This is a genomic window from Egbenema bharatensis FJBBOT/2019, from assembly GCF_048077055.1.
GTDB lineage: Bacteria > Cyanobacteriota > Cyanobacteriia > Elainellales > Elainellaceae > Egbenema > Egbenema bharatensis.
Genome location: NZ_CP182236.1, coordinates 5,839,265 through 5,859,316, shown reverse-complemented (window position 1 = coordinate 5,859,316; position 20,052 = coordinate 5,839,265). Strand labels below are relative to the sequence as shown.

General features: G+C 50.8%; 16 protein-coding genes. 9 read left to right on the top strand and 7 right to left on the bottom strand.

Annotated features, from left to right (window positions below; translation table 11 throughout):
• Nucleotides 1-62: 62 nt before the first annotated feature.
• Complete coding sequence (locus tag ACM1PF_RS27405; RefSeq protein WP_416669225.1) at nucleotides 63-344, top strand: DUF6737 family protein; 282 nt, start codon at nucleotides 63-65, stop codon at nucleotides 342-344.
• Between the two features lie 196 nt (nucleotides 345-540).
• Here the strand turns inward: ACM1PF_RS27405 and ACM1PF_RS27400 are convergent, their stop codons facing one another.
• Nucleotides 541-870 (bottom strand): hypothetical protein, encoded by a 330-nt coding sequence (locus ACM1PF_RS27400; protein ID WP_416676815.1) that lies wholly within the window; start codon nucleotides 868-870, stop codon nucleotides 541-543.
• 299 nt (nucleotides 871-1,169) lie between these two features.
• Nucleotides 1,170-2,129: an orange carotenoid-binding protein gene (locus ACM1PF_RS27395; protein WP_416669224.1), complete on the bottom strand. Its 960-nt coding sequence runs from the start codon at nucleotides 2,127-2,129 to the stop codon at nucleotides 1,170-1,172.
• Between the two features lie 402 nt (nucleotides 2,130-2,531).
• Between ACM1PF_RS27395 and ACM1PF_RS27390 the strand changes: the two genes are divergently transcribed.
• The 5 genes from ACM1PF_RS27390 to ACM1PF_RS27370 all read left to right on the top strand — a co-directional run bounded on the left by ACM1PF_RS27390 (nucleotide 2,532) and on the right by ACM1PF_RS27370 (nucleotide 6,947).
• On the top strand, nucleotides 2,532-4,295 hold the full coding sequence (locus ACM1PF_RS27390; RefSeq protein ID WP_416669222.1) for an N-acetylmuramoyl-L-alanine amidase: 1,764 nt from the start codon (nucleotides 2,532-2,534) through the stop codon (nucleotides 4,293-4,295).
• Between the two features lie 138 nt (nucleotides 4,296-4,433).
• Entirely contained in the window at nucleotides 4,434-5,621 is a 1,188-nt protein-coding gene (locus ACM1PF_RS27385) for a sensor histidine kinase (protein WP_416669220.1), read from the top strand.
• 131 nt (nucleotides 5,622-5,752) lie between these two features.
• The gene (locus ACM1PF_RS27380; protein WP_416669218.1) at nucleotides 5,753-6,328 is read left to right on the top strand and encodes a hypothetical protein; all 576 of its coding nucleotides are present in this window, start codon (nucleotides 5,753-5,755) and stop codon (nucleotides 6,326-6,328) included.
• Nucleotides 6,312-6,497 carry a hypothetical protein gene (locus tag ACM1PF_RS27375; RefSeq protein WP_416669216.1) on the top strand — a complete coding sequence of 62 codons (186 nt, stop codon included), beginning with the start codon at nucleotides 6,312-6,314 and terminating at the stop codon, nucleotides 6,495-6,497. Before ACM1PF_RS27380 ends, ACM1PF_RS27375 begins: the two co-directional genes overlap by 17 nt.
• A 3-nt stretch (nucleotides 6,498-6,500) precedes the next feature.
• On the top strand, nucleotides 6,501-6,947 hold the full coding sequence (locus tag ACM1PF_RS27370; RefSeq protein WP_416669214.1) for a hypothetical protein: 447 nt from the start codon (nucleotides 6,501-6,503) through the stop codon (nucleotides 6,945-6,947).
• Nucleotides 6,948-6,994: 47 nt separating this feature from the next.
• On the opposite strand, the gene ACM1PF_RS27365 is transcribed toward ACM1PF_RS27370, so the two are convergent.
• Complete coding sequence (locus ACM1PF_RS27365; RefSeq protein WP_416669212.1) at nucleotides 6,995-7,861, bottom strand: branched-chain amino acid ABC transporter permease; 867 nt, start codon at nucleotides 7,859-7,861, stop codon at nucleotides 6,995-6,997.
• Nucleotides 7,862-7,886: 25 nt separating this feature from the next.
• Nucleotides 7,887-8,612 carry a GUN4 N-terminal ARM-like repeat domain-containing protein gene (locus ACM1PF_RS27360; protein WP_416669210.1) on the bottom strand — a complete coding sequence of 242 codons (726 nt, stop codon included), beginning with the start codon at nucleotides 8,610-8,612 and terminating at the stop codon, nucleotides 7,887-7,889.
• Nucleotides 8,613-9,159: 547 nt separating this feature from the next.
• Here ACM1PF_RS27360 and ACM1PF_RS27355 point away from each other — a divergent pair.
• Nucleotides 9,160-11,979 (top strand): protein kinase domain-containing protein, encoded by a 2,820-nt coding sequence (locus ACM1PF_RS27355; RefSeq protein WP_416669208.1) that lies wholly within the window; start codon nucleotides 9,160-9,162, stop codon nucleotides 11,977-11,979.
• Here ACM1PF_RS27355 and ACM1PF_RS27350 read toward each other — a convergent pair.
• Nucleotides 11,976-12,926, bottom strand: a complete 951-nt coding sequence (locus ACM1PF_RS27350; protein ID WP_416669206.1) for an NAD(P)H-dependent glycerol-3-phosphate dehydrogenase — start codon at nucleotides 12,924-12,926, stop codon at nucleotides 11,976-11,978. The genes ACM1PF_RS27355 and ACM1PF_RS27350 overlap by 4 nt on opposite strands.
• Nucleotides 12,927-13,157: 231 nt before the next feature.
• Here ACM1PF_RS27350 and ACM1PF_RS27345 point away from each other — a divergent pair, with 231 nt between their 5' ends.
• The gene (locus ACM1PF_RS27345) at nucleotides 13,158-14,033 is read left to right on the top strand and encodes an aminoglycoside phosphotransferase family protein (protein ID WP_416669204.1); all 876 of its coding nucleotides are present in this window, start codon (nucleotides 13,158-13,160) and stop codon (nucleotides 14,031-14,033) included.
• A 135-nt stretch (nucleotides 14,034-14,168) separates the two neighbouring features.
• The gene (locus tag ACM1PF_RS27340; protein WP_416669202.1) at nucleotides 14,169-14,726 is read left to right on the top strand and encodes a GNAT family N-acetyltransferase; all 558 of its coding nucleotides are present in this window, start codon (nucleotides 14,169-14,171) and stop codon (nucleotides 14,724-14,726) included.
• Between the two features lie 291 nt (nucleotides 14,727-15,017).
• Here ACM1PF_RS27340 and ACM1PF_RS27335 read toward each other — a convergent pair whose 3' ends face one another.
• Complete coding sequence (locus ACM1PF_RS27335; RefSeq protein WP_416669201.1) at nucleotides 15,018-15,995, bottom strand: PRC-barrel domain-containing protein; 978 nt, start codon at nucleotides 15,993-15,995, stop codon at nucleotides 15,018-15,020.
• A gap of 213 nt (nucleotides 15,996-16,208) precedes the next feature.
• Complete coding sequence (gene smc, locus ACM1PF_RS27330) at nucleotides 16,209-19,895, bottom strand: chromosome segregation protein SMC (RefSeq protein ID WP_416669199.1); 3,687 nt, start codon at nucleotides 19,893-19,895, stop codon at nucleotides 16,209-16,211.
• Between the last annotated feature and the right edge of the window lie 157 nt (nucleotides 19,896-20,052).

Sequence of the window (20,052 nt, the reverse complement as noted above, 5' to 3'; positions counted from 1 at the left end):
AGAAGGAGGAGAATCAGCCTACTATTGACAATGGCTCTCTTAAACAGATTTTTCCTGATACCATGCAACCGGGTTCTGAACCTTCCTCCTCTACGTCTGTCAATCCCCCATCTATCAATATCTGGCACTACAAACCCTGGTGGTGTCAGCCCTGGTCAATCCTCCTGACAGGCATCGGCATCATCAGCGGGAGTTGGGTGTTGCTCCGAATCATGTGGGTAACGGTATTGGTGGCAATTCCGATCGGAGTTTGGATGTTTTTCTTCCTGGGGGTCTATCCAAAACTGATGGCAGAGGAGTTGCTCAGGGCGAGTGGAGGACACGGTGGAGATCAGTCCGCATAAGGCAAGGAGGAAGCGGCGATTGGGTGTATCCCAAATTGGTTATCTACACGACTGCATGATCAATAGTTGACTGACATGACTGCTCGGCAAATAGTTAACTGGCAGGCAAGATGCCTGCGCTACGGGAATTGATCAATGGATATCAATGGGATGCCTTTGCCAGGAACTGGGACAGGCTCCATTCATGGGTCGCCCGTTACATTCGGGTCAACGCAACAATCTTAGAGCGTTTATCTGCCGCTAGTCCCTCCAGTTCATCCAGATGCAACCATCCCTCCCTCAGCAATTGCGCAAAAACAAAGATCAACACTGAATATCGATAGTCATACTTACCGTCTATTTCGTGCCTGCGTGCATTCAAAAAATCATTCAAACGCCACAGATCACCTAACTCAGCGATCGTACTTGATTGCTCACGCACCTCTTTAATCACTGCCGCAATTTCTCGCTCATAAGCTTTGTCGAAAGCAATTCGAGCAATCCGCTTTTCGGCTTGAGACCAATCCTTTGCATCATTAACTGACATCACCAAAACTAATCCAAACTGTGCTTTTCTTGAGTAATCAGAATGAATGGACAGAACTAAATCTAACGAGAATCCTCTCCCAGAGCACGACCCCAGGTTCCATGGCATTCATTCAGGTAAAATTCCTTCAGGGGTGTCCCTATAACCGCTCAATCGCGGAAGCATTCTTCGGTCGTCATCCCAAGATTATCTCAAAAATTCATCAAGCTTTTGAGTCAGCTTTGAGTCAGCTTTGAGTCAGCATGGGATAGAAGAATGCTTCTGCAATCGTTGGTGGATCAATTGCGCTTAAACCCGTTCTAGCGCACCAGGTTTAACAACTCCTTGGGAGATGCGAGGAGATCGATCGCCACAAAAAAGATTTTGTTCTCAGCATTGAGCAAAAATCTCCAGGCAATGTTCATTCCTACCGCAGCACCAAACCACGGCGTTTGAACTTTTCCAGTCACTTTAATTTGGGTGAAACCATCCTCTACCGTTTCAGCAACCCCTTGCTCCGGCATCAGCTTCAGGTTCTGACATTCTTCTCTGAAGAACCGAGCGATCGCCTCTTGACCCACGATCGGACGCTGGAAGGGAGGTTGCAATGCTCCATCAGGGGTAAACAGCTTGATCAACGCCTCAAAGTCGTTAGCATTCATGTTATCCATGTAGCTCAACACAGTGGAGTTGTTAATTCCCTTGATCGAAACCTGCGTTCTTTGCGACTGATCCTGGGGGGCAACAACGGGTTCAGAGACTCTGTCGTAGCTGCCCAACTTATCTGGATCAAAGCCCATATCAACCACAGCATTGCGCAGAACCGTAATTTGCTGTCCCTGGTCCATTTCCTTCAACGATTCCAGCACGGCAGTGGCGTTGGCTGAAAGCTGATAACCAGAAGGAATGGGCGCGACAATCCCTTGCTCCATCCACTCTCCAAGCTGATTCCAGAAGCCCAGCTTAATATTTGGCGACCAGGTCGCATAGGTGCGGCAAATTGGCGTATCTGCATGGTTAGCCAGATCACACATGACCTGAGTTTGTTCAGGGAAGCTCATTTGCCGGATCTGATTCAAGGTTGCTTCTGCAAACTGCATACTGGCAGCCCCCGGAGCAGCTACTGTAACCGTTTTGCCCATTTCAAGAAACGCAAACCAGGTCCAGGCCAGTTGATCTTCTGCACTCAGTTGATTGAATCGAGTCGTTGTGGCGGGTACTACATCAGCAGACAGTGTACCTGGGAAAATACCACGAGCTGAGTCGATCGTGTATGGCATAACATAAACTCCATTATTACTAAATCGCTACACATAAAACGGTCAAAAATGTCAACCTGAAATTGCATCCTTTTTAATTCACGTTTGTTACAAAACTATCATTTAACTTTGCAAAAGTAAACAAAATTTTACATATTTTGGCTTGTGCTCCCTGGAGGTTGATGGATTGAGGTTGGCAATCCGCCTGTCCCTGGTGCATGTCAGCTAATTTTTTCAGATTAAACGCGTTGAAAAATCATTCAATTGCTTCAGGAGCGACTTTAGAGATGAGAAGCAAAGATACAAAAATTAACAATAAAGCGATATCTCCCGATCTTGTCCTGGAACCCGCTAAGATCGATCGGCTTGAAGTTGTCGGTTTGAAACGCAAAACGGTTGGTTTAAATGGTGGGAAGCCGAAACATGAACTGGAAACTGCTGGGACTGGGTGGTGCGGTAATGGGAATGGTCGGTGGCATGGCAACCATTACCTATGCAGACGATCGCCCCCTAAACCTGTCCTATCCCCTGGATGGACATCAGACCGTAGCGGAACAAATTTTCTTCATTGGTAGTGCTCCACCGGACGGTGAGGTCACGATTAATGGTCAGGTGATCGATCGCAGTTCCCAGGGGCATTTCGCGCCTAGCTTGCCCCTGGAGATGGGTGAAAATCGCTTCACCTTGCAATATAAAGACCAGGAAATTTCGATCGTAGTGACTCGGCTCTCTGCTGAACCGCCAGCTCCGGTAGGGGTTTCCTTTGGTGAGGGGTCGCTGCTGCCGAATGGAGACATTGCCCGCCTGCCCAATGAACCCTTTTGCTTTTCCGCCGTGGCTCCGCCCAATGCCGATGTCTCTGTGCGATTGGACAACCAAACGATTCCTCTCCTCCCCCAGGTCAATGCTGCCGCCCTGCCGCCCAACTATGCCGTACTGACATCAGAAAATCAGCCGATCGCGCCCTCGGCCGCGACCACCTACCAGGGTTGCACCAGGGTTTCCCAAGTTGGCAACTTAGGCACTCCCGAATTTCAACTGAGCCTGGAGGGTCAAACCGTACAGCAGTCCGGGGCAGGACAGGTAGAAATTATTTCGCCGACAAACGTTCAGGTGATTGAAGTTACAGCAGATTCCGGGACAACTCGCACGGGCCCCAGCACCGATCACTCGCGGTTAACTCCTTTACCCCAGGGCACAAGAGCATCTGTCACCGGACGGCAAGGGGACTGGCTGCGGCTGGACTACGGAACCTGGATTCGCGCTTCAGAAACCCAGGTTATACCGGGGAATGTGCCTCCCCGATCGCTGATTCGCAGTGTCCGTTCCCAACCCGCAGAGGGCTGGACTGAGATCGTCTTTCCGCTCCAGGTGCCCGTGCCGGTGAGTGTGCAACAGGGCGATCGAACGTTCACGCTAACGCTGCATAATACAACAGCCCAAACTGACACCATTTTCTTTAACGATGATCCCCTGGTTGAACGCATGGACTGGCAGCAGCCCACCCCCGATCAGGTGCAGTATATCTTTAACCTGAAAACGGATCAGCAGTGGGGTTACAAGCTGCGCTATGAGGGAACGACACTAATTTTGTCCCTGAGACATCCGCCGGTTCCAGGGCAGGGATTGCCTCTGGCGGGAATTAGTGTGTTAATCGATCCAGGTCATGGCAGCTCTGAGGATTTGGGCGCATTGGGCCCAACAGGATATCCGGAAAAGGCTGTGGCATTACTGATGTCGAACCTGATCCGCGATCGGCTGATTGAACGAGGTGCAACGGTTTATATGACGCGAGAGGGAGATATTGATCTCTATCCGCAGGAGCGAGTTGCGATGATTAACCAACTCGAACCCACGATCGCCCTCAGCATTCACTACAACGCTTTACCGGATTCAGGAGATGCCATCAATACGGCGGGAATTGGAACGTTCTGGTACAATCCTCAAGCCCATAGTCTGGCAGTTTTCATGCATAACTATCTGGTGGAAACCCTCGATCGTCCGTCCTATGGGGTGTTCTGGAATAATCTGGCGTTAACTCGTCCCACGGTGACTCCTGCTGTCTTGCTGGAGTTGGGCTTTATGATTAATCCGGAGGAGTTTGAGTGGATTACCGATCCGGATGCCCAAGAAAAGCTGGCAGAGGCGATCGCAGAAGGCGTAGTGCAATGGATGCAGCGAGAATAATCTGGGGTTAAACGGGCGGATAACGATTGCAGCGGTATTTCTTTGGCTTATATCCTCTACCTTTTACCAGATGCGATCGCTGCTCTGTAGAGGTAATGTAGGGCTTTCACCTGACAAAAATCTGCCCGATCGATACCCATGAAGATGGATTTCAGCACCATTCTGAATCAAAAGCGTGAAACGGTCATTGAACGATGGATCGAGGCAGTTTTTGCAGATCAGCAGATTGAAGCAACCAACGAACTGACCTTTAATGCGGTGCGAGATAGCCTGCCCAGGGTTCTGGAATCCCTCGCTGCAATGTTGGCCGATGAACAACTAGAAAACTTCCACGTGATTGATGAAGCCAGTTTAGAACACGGTGTCATTCGGGCTGAACAGGGTTTTGAACCCGCAGAAATTGCCCGAGAATATCGTCTGCTGCGATCGGTGATTTTTTCAGAGTTGGAAGCGGATTTGGTGCAAGCATCGCCTGAGGATGTCCTGTGGGCAGCTCGGCTGATTGATACCGTCGTCGATGAGGCGATCGCCCGGTGTTTTGATAGCTATACCCAGAGCCGGATTGAAGAGTTAGAGAAGCTGAAGACCCAGATGCAATTGACGAATCAGGAATTGACTCGTCTAGTACGAGCCAGTCATGACAATATGTCGAAGTTGACCCATGAACTGAAAACTCCCCTAACTTCAATCATTGGCTATGCCGACTTTTTTCTGCGTCAGCAACAACAACCCGATCTCAAAGATTCCCATGCACATCTAGAAAGCATTGAGCGCGTCTTGCGCAGTGGGCGGCTCCTGCTGCGATTGATTAATGATACTTTGCAACTCCAGCAGGGGGATGGACAAATTAAATTGAAGATGGACTGCATCGACCCCAGGACGTTGATTCAGTCGGTGATGGAAATCGTTGAACCGCTCATTCGTAACAAAGGATTGGAATTCAAAGTCGATTGCGATCGCTCCCCCCAGTTGGTTCAAACCGATCCTCTCCGCCTTCAGCAAATTCTGACTAATCTACTCAGCAACGCTATTCGCTATACCGAACGTGGGTATGTCACGGTTACGATTGAAACCCTTGAGGATCATCAGTGGTCAATTACCGTCCGCGATAGCGGTATTGGCATCACCCAGGACGATCAAAAACACATTTTTGAACCTTATTTCCGCGTAGATCGCCTCCCCCCCTCGGGAACCGATCAGGGAACAGGATTAGGGCTAGCGGTTGTTTCGCAATTGGTGGAGTTAATGCAGGGGGAAATTCGGGTTTCCTCTCAGGTGGGGCAAGGCTCAACCTTTACGGTCATCTTTCCGCTCGAATCCTATTAAAAGGCTAATGATTGACCTAGAGATTTGAGTATACCTGTTTCTGTATAAAAAACAACTAACAAACGATCAATGACAAACTCCGAGGGATAAATGTAGAATCTGACTTAGGCTAGTTTGGGATGGATAAAACGATGCGAATGCCCATTGGTAAACTAATGATCAGCCTTGGCGTTATTCTGACCATCGGAACGCTGCCCGTCCAGGCACAGGTTTCAGAAAGTCAAGTTGCAGCATTGGTTGAGGCACTTCGTAGAGCCGCACCTCAAACGGGCCGTGCAGACGACGGACTTTACAGCGACTGGCAGATTATGCCAGACAACATTGTTCGTTGGTCTAGTCCGTGCATTGGTCGAGAGCTTTCACCAACTGAGTTTGAGGCTAACCCAGAGGTTGCCCGGTCGGTTGTAACGTGCGTGATGCGGGATGTAATGCGGGATGAGTATATCGCCAGCGGTAACAATGAAATGCTAGCGGTGCGTCGATCCGCTGCCTGGTGGATGCGGGGTGATCCGTCTCAGTACAACAGTCCTGAAATTGCAGCTTACATTCAGAGGGTCGTCAGTGCCTACGAGGAACAGCAAGGGGCAGCAGCACCTGCAATTCAATCCTCCCCCTGCGGCCCAGCCGCCCCAGTCAGCCCAGCCACCCCAGTCAGCCCAGCCACCCCAGTTATCAGAGTTCGATCGCTATATGGCAGCGGGGTATGAAGCAACTGAGCAACGTGATTATGAAACTGCGCTGATTTATTTTCAGCGGGCATTAGACGAACGCCCCAACGATCCCTATGCTCAGCAAGCTATCCAGAATGTTGAGCAGTATCGCACGAACACTCCTGAAGAGGCACCTGATCATCAATCTCAGCCTAATTCCCAGTAGCTTATGAAAATGTTGTTTATTGGTTTAGCCGCGCTCATTCCTGCTGTCAGCGCATCTGGTGTGCTGGCTCAACCTACTGATGTAGATTGGGTTGAGATCACGCGCAATGCGGTGGGCGATCGCTTTATGGTCGAGCGTAACTCGATTGAATTGAGGGATGGAGTGGTCTGGTATTGGGAATATCGCAATTTTCCGCAACCGAATAATGCCTTTATTGGGGTTGAGTTGGAGCAACCCGTTTACAGTGCCACGCTGTATCGCTCTGTCGATTGTATGGGTGGTGTGTCTCGGCTTCGACGAATCATTGCTCGTGATCAGGAGCGACAGGTGATCCAGCGCATTAGCTATGGTGATGAGGGGCCATTAAGCCAACCTCAACCTGGCAGTAGCGCCGCCGCCGTCCTGCGCTTTGTCTGTGAGCAAGCTCAGTCAAACCCTGCATCCCCATGATGCCTTTGGACTTAATGATGCCTTTGGACTTAATGATGCCTTCGGACTTAAAAGGTACCTCGAAAAATTCCCTGGGGACGAAATAGCAGCACGACGACCATCAACAGTAGAGCTACCCCCAACTTATACTCCGGCGAAATCCAATAGGTAGATACCTCCTGCGCAATGCCGATCGCAAATGCCCCCACGATCGCGCCATAGGGGTTGCCAATTCCCCCTAAAATCACTGCTGCAAACATGGGGAGGATCTGTAACCAGCCCATATTGGGTCGCACGGCCGTAATCAACCCATACATGCCCCCGCCGACCGCGGTCAGCCCTGCTGCCAGCACCCACGTCCAGACCACCACCTGCTCCACATTGATCCCGGAAACTCTGGCCAGATCCACATTGTCCGCCACTGCCCGCATGGCCTTGCCAATCTTGGTGTGTTGCAGCAATCCGTGTAAGGCGACGATCACCACAACTGCCAGAACAAACACCATAATTCGGTTCTGGGGAATCCGGAGACCCAGGAGATTCAGGGCAGGTACCACAGGCAGGTTATACCGTTGATTCGCCGCGCCCCAAATTAAAATAATGCCGTTCCGCAAAAATAAGGCTAATCCGATCGAAATAATAATCAGCGTCGTGGCCGCAGCCCGGCGATCGCGCATCGGTTTCCAGATTAGCTTTTCTGTGAGTAATGCCACGGCGATCGTCCCCACTGCCCCTATACCGATGGCCAGCCAGATATTGAGTCCCTGGAGATTCGCCACAAGGGCAAAGTAGGCTCCCAGGGTCATCAAATCCCCGTGGGCGAAATTAGCGAGGCGGAGAATGCCGTAGGTGAGGGTCAAGCCGACTGCCGCCAGGGCGATAATACTGCCTACAAAAATTCCATTTATCAACAGTTGAAGCAGTTGTTGATCCATTGTTCGCTACCCCTCTGCTCCTTCCCTAAGTTCTCCAGGCAGGATGGGAGAGTAGGGCATTCATCACCCGCACCCCCCGCAACTGGTTAGAGAGGGGCAGATGCCCTCTGGGCGCATCCAAACTCCAGATAAATTCCTGGGGGTAGCGTGTCCAGTTGTTACCGGACTTCCAGCCAATCTTGGGCCACAACTTCTCCCAGTCCCTGCCAACTCCCAGCCACAGTTCTCGCTGCACCGAATAGCCAAACTGCCCTTCTGAATGCACCAGCCACAGGGTATTAATAGTTTGCAGATCCGTCACTGGAAACCGATCGATTTCGGTAAAGTACAGCCATTTCCGTGCTACTGCCTGGGTTCCTGCCAGCGCACACAATTTTTCCAACGTGAGGCGATCGGCAGCTTGAAAGTCCTGCTGGGCTAACAATTGCTGTAATGGCCCATAGTCGATGCCAGCCTCAGACCGTAGGGGCACGACTCCCTGGGGAAAATGGCTCTGAAAAAATTCCTGTATTTTAGCTGTATTTGCCGTAAACAAAGCCTGATAAACGGCTCCATCGCTTACCCCAACGCCGCCATTCTCCAAATGGGCTTTGCGTTCTAGCAAGAAAGCCATGAGGGTATTGAGTCCTGCCTCACCCGACTCCGATAGCTGCCTCACGACTTGCAGTTGATTGCGCAACGACTCAGACCTCAAGCGATCGAATAGATCGGACATCAGGTCTGAAGTGGGTTCAGTGGAGGATGTACCCATTGGCGTGTTGGTATTAGATGGCTGCACGTTGTTCGATCGATCGACTCACTACAAAAGGACTACTACTCACTTTAATACGGCAGAGGGGACGGTTTGTGGATTTTGGATTTGGAATCCTCTGGAATGGCAATTAAGTCATCTTTGCTCTTTGCTTCTGTTGCGTGGGCGGCAGTAAAATTCAAAAGCCTTTCTGAACATAGATTTTGCTCTTTTGCAGTTTTGACCCATCAAAAAGAAGTCTTGACATATATTCGTTTCAAAATTTGCTCTAGCGAAAGTAACCAAAGTAGGATGCAGCAAACTCACTCGTGAGAACTTTACATACCACAATTTGCTGAAATTGGCACTCGGGGTTATGCTTATGACATTTCCGGAGTTTACCCACTTGGAAGTGTAATTAGAGCATAAGTTCACCTTCGAAGTTAACGGATTACTCAAACTTCCAACAGGCTAATCCGCCAGTCCGAATCAGACCTAGTGTCCAAGCATAAAGTTGTGATGGCTTTTGCTAGCTGGAGATTTGCAAGTACCAAATTGGTGTCATCTCATGATTGGTCAGATCCTAAGCGGACGGTACAAAGTTTCAACGGTTTTGGGTGCAGGTGGAATGGGGCGGACGTATGTTGCGCACGATATGCTGCGTCCCGGTCATCCAACCTGTGTGGTGAAGCAGTTAAGACCTGCCAGTGAGGATCCAGGTGTTCTGGAAATTGCCAGACGACTTTTTGCGACAGAGGCAGAAATTTTAGAACGGTTGGGGAACCATGATCAGTTACCCAGGCTATTGGCCTACTTTGAACAGGAGCAGGAGTTCTACCTTGTCCAGGAGTATATTGACGGCCATCCTTTAAGTTTTGAGTTGGCGCAGGGGCAACTTTGGACTGAAGAACGAGTGATTGTGCTGCTCCAAGAAATTTTAACCGTTCTGGCCTTTATTCACGAACAAAACGTGATTCACCGGGATATTAAGCCAGATAACATCATTCGGCGCAAGCAGGATAATAAGCTGGTGCTGATTGATTTTGGTGCGGTGAAGCAGGTGCGTTTACAGCAGCCGACGATCGTGGGCCAGTCCAGTGTGACGGTGGCGATCGGCACTCCGGGTTATATGCCAACGGAGCAGTCCAGTGGCAAACCGCGCCCCAGTAGCGATATCTACGCTGTGGGCATGATTGGGATTCAAGCTTTGACGGGCATATTACCGACCTATCTGCACGAAGATGACGATGGTAAAGTCCTATGGCAACACCTGACGCAGGTGAGTGACGATTTCGCTCAGGTGATTAACAAAATGGTGCGGCACTATTTTAAGCATCGATACCAGTCTGCAACTGATGTTTTGATCGCACTGGAAGGACTAGATACTTTTCCTTCTATGGGTTCACCAACTCCCCTGCCCACCAACGCGGCGGCAGTAGCGTATGTCCCTAATGCTATTGTATCTTCTGAGACAATTCAGACACCGCATCAGCCTAATAAGAACCTTGACAGCAGAATAAATAATAGTTCAACCTCCCCATCACTTGTCTCATTGCCTGAATCGGCCCCTACCTACACAACAGAGGCGAAAAAGCAACGGAGATGGAATTCTGTATTTGATTTTTTGCACTTACTCGGAACCTCAACTCCGACAATTGCTCCAGATGCAACTATTTTTGAACACGAAGCGAGCATCAAGCGAACACCATCCGGAAAAATCCTTGTTTTACGAGAACAGGCTCAACAGTTCCAGGCAAAGTTTGCTGAATCCCTAGTTCAACGAGAAAAACAGCCAATCGTTTTTCATGTCTACGGCATAGGCGGTGTTGGTAAAACTACACTTCTGCAAGAATTAGAACAGGAAAATGCGCAAAAAGCTTACTTTGCCTGGGTTTACTTTGATGTACATCAAGGTGTAGATACTCCTTTAAAGTTGATGCAAAAGCTTTATGAGGAAGTAACCAGAGTGACGAAACCAGGTTTCTGGCAGCAAGAGGTTCTTCCCCCACCTGATCCCTTCACTTCGATTTATACAAAGTATCAAGAAACCCTAGATCTCCTGGAAGCTCAACCAATTGAGGGCAAAGAGGAAATTAGTAGTGAACAAATTAATACTATCAAACAACTTGCTAAGTTTTGTTTTGGTGCGGTAGGACAACTTACATCTGTACCGGGCATTTCAGCATCAACTCTAGAAAAGCTAGGAGAAACTTCGGTTGATGCGGCTGTAACCTTACTGCAAGCCAAGGAGGAGTTAAATAAATTTCTTCAGCAGCATCGAGCAACTCGTAAAAAACGAGAATTACGAGAGCTGATGTTGGATCCTCTGGCAAAATTAACTGAAGCATTTGTTTCAGGATTAGTCAGCAAGGCTAAAAAGCACCCGATTGTCCTAATGCTAGACACATTTGAGAAAGCGAATCCTGATATTAATGCTTGGCTGCAATTTTTATTGGCGAACACTAATTTAAAAAATTATAAAATTCGACTAGTAATTTCTGGACGATACAGTCTTTTGAAAACAGAAGGTTGGCAGCGTTTATATCAAAATTGGCAATTAATTGACGAATATCATCTCCCTAGTTTAAGCGAAAATCAAACTGAGATTTATTTAAGGCAAATCAATATTAACCAGAGTAGTCAAATTAAAGGGGCTTATCGAACGACAAGAGGTCTACCTTATTATCTCAACTGGATCTGTGAGCAGAAAGCAAAAGGAATTGAACTTGATTTTTCCAAAGGACATGACGATATCGGCGATGTTTTGTTGTTGAAAAGGTTAAATGATAAACAAAAAAAGGTTGTGCAGTTAGCTTCCTGTTGTCGATGGCTTGATCTTCATGTACTCAGTTACCTAATTGAACAAAAAGGTAAGGAGCTAAAACTCGATACTTCCAATGATAGTGGGCGGAACTGGTTCACGTGGCTTAGGCAACAACAAGATTTTGTAAAAGTTTCTCAGTATCGCTGTTACTTAGATGATGTAGCACGAGAACTATTCCGGTTTTCTCTGTGGTTAGAGGATCAAAAACTCTTCTATCAAGTTCATACATTGCTTTCAGATTACTTCAGATCTCAAGCAGAGCGATTTCCATCTGGAGCCTCAATTGAAAACTCTGATTTAAAGCTTTTTGCTGCCGAGGCAGTTTACCACAAATTCTTCTCTCATCCTGAGGAACAACCCCAGTTTTTGCAGGATTCATCTGATCCGTCTCCCTTTAATGAAGCAGAAGTTATAAGAGTTGCATTTACGGCAATTGCAGCTGAAAATGACATTGAGTCCCATCCATTTTTGTTTTATCAAGCAAAGAAAACCTTGACGGAAATTAGAAACACGATTATCAGCAGTACAACTCAGACCAATACGGATTCAACTCATTCAGCTTAACCACCATCCTCTGGCTTCAAGTCTCGTTCCATTAACGCTTCTACCGCCTGTCGCGGCGAAATTTTGCCATTCAATAACAAATAGACCTGGTAGGAAACAGGAACGGGAATTCCCTGGCGATCGGCTAAATCGATCAGAACATTCGTGGTGTTCACCCCTTCCGCCGTACTTTGCACTTCTTCCAATATCTGCTCCAGAGATTTCCCCTGGGCTAACCCATAGCCGACTCGATAGTTCCGGCTCAGAGGACTGGTGCAGGTAGCCAGCAGATCGCCCAAGCCCGATAGCCCAAAAAAAGTTTCCTTCTGTCCCCCTAGCTGGGTGCCAATCCGCATGATCTCCGGCAACGCCCGCGTAATCAAACCCGATCGCGCATTTGTCCCCAACTGCAACCCATCACAAACGCCAGCGGCAATGGCAATCACGTTTTTGAGCGTACCGCCTAATTCGGTGCCGATCGGATCGGTGTTGGTATAGACCCGAAAGCGATCGGAGGAGAACACGGTCTGCACCAACCGAGCTGCTGCAATATCGGTACTGGCCGCCACCGTGGCGGCGGGTAAACCCTGCTGGATTTCTGCGGATAAATTGGGGCCCGATAAAACGACGATCGGGTGGTTTGGAAAAGCCGCCTGCCAGATTTGAGAGGGAGTGCGGCGAGTGGCAGAATCCAGTCCCTTCGTAGCACTGACCAGCACGGCAGAGGGTGGGAGGTCGATGGTCTGTAACCGCTCCACCGTTTCCGGCACTCCCTTCATGGAAATGGCCGACAGGATAATATCCGCATCCCGCACCGCTGCTTCAAGGCTCAACTCTCCTCGCCGTGACCAGAGTTTCACCCCGTGACCCCGATCCGCAGCCAAAGCTGCCAGGGCAGACCCCCAGGCTCCACCCCCCAAAATCGTTACCGTTGCACTAGTCTTCGACCTACCAAAGACGATCGCCACTCCCCACTCCCTCTCGCCAATGATTGAGTTTAGCGGATTTTGTGAGCGGGAGGAAATTTAGCAACTCAACCAATATCAGTAGATCGAAAATGACTTTACATTTATGCAACACCTGCGTTCGATCCCCTGAAAGATGCACCCCTAACCAGTATGTGAAGTCAATCCCGTTTTCATTGACTGATTTCAATGTAGTATATTGTAGTATAAGCGAATAGAAAATAAATTTTTACTGTGTTATCCGAAAAGCTCGATCGTCGCGTCATCAATCCACGAGCCATTGCGGCTGCGGTATCTGTGGCGGCTGCCCACGGTATTCAAATTGATCAACCCCATATCCTGGCAGATGCCTGTTCCGTCCGAGTGCATTTGTCACCCGCCCCGGTGGTGGCGCGGATCAGTACCCTCACCCCTTTATTTCGTTCTCCGATCGAGACTTGGCTCTCCCGCGAGCTTGCCGTGACGGAATTTTTATCTTCCCGCAATGCGCCAGTGGTTGCCCCCAGCGATCTCCTACCCCCCGGGCCACACTATCACGATGGCTTTTTCATGTCCTTCTGGCAGTACGTTCAGCCCATCTCTGATGCAGTGCCAGAACCGGCGATCGTCGGCGAAATGCTGGCTCAGTTGCACACCGCTTTACGCGATTATCCGGGTGACTTACCCTACTTAGCACCGCCCCTCAACGATATTCCGCGTGGTCTTAAACAGCTTGAACAGTACCCTAAGGACATTCTTACTCCCGACGACCTGGCCCTGTTACAGGAAACCTACGATCGTCTGCTGCCTCAGGTGAGTGAACCGGCTGAATGGGTGCAGCCCCTTCACGGAGATGCCCATGCCTTGAATTTAATTCCAACAGTAGATGGCTGGCTGTGGAACGATTTTGAGGATACCTGCAAAGGCCCGATCGGTTGGGATTTGGTCAATTTGGATGAGGCAGGGCAAGCCGCTTATCCGAACCTGCCTGACCCCGCAACGCTTGAACTTTATCGCCAGTTACGGCAATTACATGGTCTGGTCTGGGCCTATGTGTTGTTACCCGAATTTCCCGATTGGACTGAACCGACGCAGTCCATGCTCAAGAACTTACGCGACATCCGCCCCTAAGGAGCGTGGATTAGATAACCTGTTCACCGTTCTGCTCTGTTGACTGGGCGGGCAGGATGCCCACCCCACAAGAGTTTCAGGTTGTTAGGTTTGTATTTCCAAGTGTTTAGATAAATCGATCAGCGACTCAAAACCATGCAGTCTTTCCAACCCGTTCAACTGACTACCGATCGTTTAACCTTACGTCCGATCACCGAATCGGATACCGAGGCAATGTACGCTATCTTTTCTGATCCGATCGTCATGCGCTACTGGAACACCCCACCCTGGGAAACCTTGGAGCAGTCCAGGGAATCGATCGCCAGAGATATAGAAGCTCTGCACACCGGGGACTATCTGCGGTTGAGAATTGCTCAAAAGGCTGACGATAGGCTGGTAGGAGCCTGTACACTGTTCAACTTCAATGGGCAGTGCAGACGGGCGGAACTCGGCTATGCCCTGGCGCGATCGGCGTGGGGACGGGGGATCATGGGTGAGGCGTTAGCCGCTTTCATGGAGTATGCCTTTACGGAACTGGCACTTCACCGCATAGAGGCAGAAATCGATCCGCGCAATACCGCTTCCGCCAAAACCCTGGAACGTCTCGGTTTTCTCAAGGAAGGTCATCTCCGGGAACGATGGATCGTCAACGATGAAATTTCCGATTCCGACCTGTACGGGCTATTAGGCAGCGATTGGAGTTCTAAACGCTAAGGAAATGTGAATTGAATCATCTAAAATTCTTTGACTGAGCATCTTGTCTGGTTGACTGACAAAAGTTTTAATGTAGGTTGGTATTGAGCGAAGCGAAACCCAACGCCAGCAAAGGTTTCGATGGGTTTCGCTAACCCATCCTACAGCTAAGATTCTTGTGGGGTGGGCATCTTGCCCGCCCAGTCAGCCAGGCAGAATGATGGACAGTTGATTGAACCCACGCTCCTAAACGATCCAGAGTGCGTCCCATCCATATCAAACGTTAAAGGTGGGCAATGCCCACCCTACGGCTTAATAGTCTGTTTCTTCTTCGTATTCCACGACCCGCTTCCGTTCAGGGATATTCACTTGGGGAGCGCGGTAGGGCTTGGGATTGTCGTCATCTTCCCAGGGATCGCTGCTGGCATCTTCATCAACCACAGCGTATTTCTTCTCTTCTACAACTGGTGGCTCCACTGGAATTTCTTCATACTCCACATCCTGAGCATCATCCCAGTTGGCTTCCTCTTCCTCATAGACTGGTTCAGGTTCCCGCATCGCTTGTAGGGGTTGTCTGCGCTCCTCTTCCTCCTGCCAGTTGTCTTCATCCCAGCGTTCTTCCATCTCCGGTGTCCGGGTGACTTGCATCGGTTCCACGGGAGTCCGCACGCCAGAGGGCAACTGATTGGCAGTGGAAGTCGGTGTGGGGTAATAGTCCACATCCTCCCGTTCCCAGGGAGCCTTACCAATTCCGACTCGCTCCAGCAGTCCCACCGAGAGTTGACTCAGCTTTTCTTCTGCTCCTTCAAACACAATTAGGCGATCGGGCCCACTGCTGACCACCTCTTCCATCGACAGTTCGTAGGTGCTGATCAGCTGATCCGGGATCTGGGGAATGCCGAGGGAGGCAATCACGATCGACTCCACCACACCTGTTTCCGTGTGGAACTTAAAGCCTCGGACTTTGCCCAGGAGATCACCCGTTTCCGTAATGACCTCACTGCCCACCAGACGACTGTAAATTTCTGTGTTGAAATCTTCTTCAAACACATCGGAGGTTTCTACCAGCACCACATCCCCGATCTGCCGCACATTGTCGATCAGCAGAGTTTGCTGGATGTTAGACAGTACGCCAGAGAGCATACTTTCCCGAACGCCAAACGCCACGACTTCCCGGCGATCGACATCCACCCAGATCTGGCTCACCACCCCCAGCCGTTTGCCGCTATCCCGGGTGATAACTTGTGTTCCAATTAAATCAGCGCGTTGGCAGTATAGTTCAAAGGTCATTTTCGAGTCCTGATCTCGAAACAGAATAATATAGCGAGTAGGTAATGGATACAGACACCTCAGATATCAGTAGATATCAATATTAATTAACACTACCCTGAATTGGGGGAGTAGGATTACCTACGAGAGGACGGATTTTTGTCTGTCCTGTACCTGCACCCACAAGTCACGCTCTCCAGAAGAGAACTCCTGGAAGTTTACTAGCTAGATTCGCTAGACAGAAGCACTTTGGGGCTGTTGGAGGCTCAGTCCTAAGACTTGAGTGTAGGCTCCTCGCGCCTGGGTGACACCGATCGTCCGCTCTGCTGATTCAATCATAGGGCGGCGAAGGCTGACCACAATAAACTGTGCCTGCTGTGCCTGCTGTTTAATCATTTTAGCTAATCGCTCCACGTTTGCCCCATCCAGGAACATATCCACCTCATCAAAAGCGTAGAAAGGGGATGGGCGATAGCGTTGCAGGGCAAAGATAAAGCTGAGGGCAGTCAGGGACTTTTCCCCTCCCGACATGGAAGCCAGACGGCGAACCGGCTTGCCCTTGGGGTGGGCCACTAAATTTAAGCCCCCAGCAAAGGGATCGTCAGAATTATCCAGTTGCAGGTAGCCATCCCCGTCCGACAATTCCGCAAAAATCGACTGGAAGTTTTTGTTGACCGCATCAAAGGCTTCCTTAAAGGCCCGTTGCCGCAGGGTCGTAAAGTTTTCAATTCTTAAAAGTAGCTCGGTGCGCTCCTCATCCAGCGTTCCTAGCTTCTCACTCAATTCCTCTAACCGTGCCTGGGTGCGATCGTATTCCTCCAGGGCCAGCATGTTCACGGGTTCCATTGCCTGAAGCCGACGTTGCAGCGATCGCAGTTCATGTTGGAGTTGCTCTAGTTCCAACTCTTCCGGAACTTCGGGCAGAGGATCGGGCAGTTCTGCCTGTTTGGCGTGAATTTGCTCCCGAAGGGTTGCCAACTGTTCCCGCCGCGCCTGCTGGGTTTCCAGGAGTTTTTGCCGCTGCCACTCTAGCTGCTGATGGGCATTTTGATGCTCCCGCAGTTGCCGTTCCGCCCGATCGCGTTCCTGTTTTTCGGAAGCGAGGGTTTGATCCAGGGCAGATAGAGCCGTTTGAGTCTGGGTAATCTGGTTCGTCAGGTCAGCGGCTTGCGTTCCCAGGGCAGAGTGCTGGTTTAAAACCGTCGTCTGTTGGGCGCGGCAATCTTGCAGCTTTTGGCGGGATTGGTTGATTTTTTCCTGAATGCGGTGCTGTTGATTGTCCAGGTCTTGAATTCGCTGTTCCGCTGCCTGAAGTGCCAGTTGGCGATCGCCGACGACTGCCTCCTGCTGCCGGATGGAAGCCTGGATCTGCTGCCATTCACTGTGGGTTTGGGACTGCTCCAATTCCGCCAGGGTTTGCCGCAACTGTTGCAGTTCCTGTTCCTGGGCGGGAAGCTGTTGCTCCAGGGTTTGCAGCCGCGCCTGGGCTGATGCCAATTCCTGCATATGGTGGGAAAGCTGCTTGCGAAGCTGGGCTTCCTGGGTCGTCAGGGCAGTGGTGCGGTTTTGCAATTGTTCTGCCTGGATCTGGATCTCCCGGTACTGCTGGCGCGCTTCCATCAGAGCCTGGGACTGCTGCTTCACCGTCACCACCAGTTGTCCAATCTCCTGCTGACAGCGGCTCAAAATCCGATCGATTTCCTGGAGGCGATCGCGCAGGGCAATGGCTTCGGCAGACTCAGCCGGTTCCACCGTACCAAAGTGGAGGGAACCCTGGCGGGAGGAGGTGCTGCCCCCGGTCATGGCTCCACTGGTTTCCAGCAATTCTCCATCCAGGGTGACGATCCGGTACTGTCCCATTTCCCGCCGTGCGGCTTCCAGACTGGCAAAAACGACCGTGCTACCAAACACATAGGCAAACACATCCTGGTAGCGATCGTCGCATTCAATTAAATTGCAGGCGTAGTCGATGAAGCCATCAGGACGGTTCCATTGGGGGACAGGGTTAAAGTGAGGGGCGCGAATTTTGTTCAAAGGCAGGAAGGTGGCTCGTCCGGCGCGCTGCCGTTTCAAAAGCTGAATTCCGGCGGCGGCAACCCCGTCATCATCCACCACCAGATGGGCTAACCGCGCCCCTGCGGCAATTTCCAGAGCCAACTGATACTGGGCATCGACTCGCCCCAGCTGCGCCACCAATCCGCAAATGCCCGATAGTCCAGAGTCTTGCAGGAGTTGAATCACGCCAGTTCCCTGGGTTTCCCGCATTGCCTGCGCCTGAGCTTCCAGCTTGTCCAACTGTCGCTGTTTGTCGCGCTGTTCCTGGAGGAGACGATTCTGAGTATCCTGCTGAATTTGCAGATCCCGTTCGGCGGCGGTGGCTCCCTGTTGCAGGGCATCCACTTGCTGCCGCTGATCGCCCAGTTGACCAATCACCCGACTGTATTGCTGCTGTTTGTCTGCCGCTTCCTGGACGATCGCCTCCAAGGACTGGTTTTGCTCCTGAATTTTGCTCTCCAGTTGTGCCACTCGTTCTTGCAGTCGAGCTTGCTCGGTGCGCTGGGGTTCCACCCGATCCAGAATCGACTCAATTTGATGCCGCAGTTCGGTTTGTTCCTGCACCCAGGCTTCTGAGGCTGCTGCGATCGTACTGGCAGAGTCTCGACGGCGGTTCAGCTCTTGTTGCGCTTGCTCCTTTTGCGATCGGAGGGCGACCAGATCCTGGGTTTCGACGCGCTGCTTTTCCTGGGCAATTTGATCCAGCAAATTAACCTGCTCCTGAATCTCTTGCTGGGTGCGCTCCAGGTTGACCGTCAGTTCTCGACTGGAGTTAATCAACTCCTGCTCTTGCCGCTGGAGTTGCCGCAGTTCGGCTTCCCGCGTCGCCAGAGTAGACTGTAGTGCCAGGAGTTCATCTTCGCCCAATGCCTTAACCTTGGCGTTGAGTTGCTCCAACTGTGCCGCTGCTTGCTGGATGGTACTGGACGCTGCCGTGAGCTGTTCGACTAAATCGGCTGCCGCCCGATCGCCTGCCTCAATCTGCTCCTGAAGTTGCTGCGCCTGCTTGCCCTGCGCCCGCCAGATTAAGACCGCTTCCCACTGCGTCTTACTTTGCAACTCCGCCCGCAACCGCTGGTATTTCTCGGCTTTAATCCGATCCTGCGCCAGGCGATCGCGCTGTTCGGTTAATTCTTTTTCAACAATCCGAAATCTTTCTTCCCGTTCCCGCACGGCATCCAGCTTATCTTTTGCCTGGGAAATTTTGCGATCGAAGGAGGCAACCCCTGCCAATTCGTCAATGATTTCCCGCCGTTCTCGCGGATTCATGGAGATAATGCTCGTTACGTCCCCCTGCAACACCACGTTGTAACCTTCGGGGTAGACGCGGAATTTGTGTAACTGCTCGTGCAGTTCCGTCAGGGTGCAGGGTTGGGCGTTGATGTAGTAGTTGGAGGTGTAGGTGCCTTGTTGGGTGACGCGGAGTTTGCGGGTGACAGTCCAGTCGGTGAGGGAGTGAGGAGTGAGGGGTGAGGAGTGAGGAGTGTTGCCGTTGCCGTTGTGTCCGTTTGGTTCGGAGGGGTCTGGTGGCTCGGTGGGTTGATCGGTGGGCGGTTGATTGTCTAGAAGTAGATCCAGGTCTTCTTCGATTCCATCGCCTTCATCCAGGGAAAAGGTGACGGTGACGCTGGCTTCAACGACCGATCGCCCTCTGCCTGCCTGGGTCTGATTGACCAGATCGGGGAGACGTTCGGCGCGCATACCTTTGGAGCTAGATAAGCCCAGGGCAAACAGCAGGGCATCCAGGATATTGGACTTACCTGACCCGTTGGGGCCCGAAATCACGGTAAACCCCGGCAGTAACGGAACATCCGTTGTGCCGCCAAAGGATTTGAAGTGGGTCAACTCAACGCGCTTGATGTACACGCAACCTCTGCCCGCCAGTCCGATTTAAGTACAAGTATACTAATGCATTTCCAGGGAAAATACCAGTTTTAGCCAAAACTTGCCCGAAACGCAATGAACCGCCTTAACTCTACTGAAAAAAATCTGATTTGGCACAGGCGCGAGCCATTTATTCTGC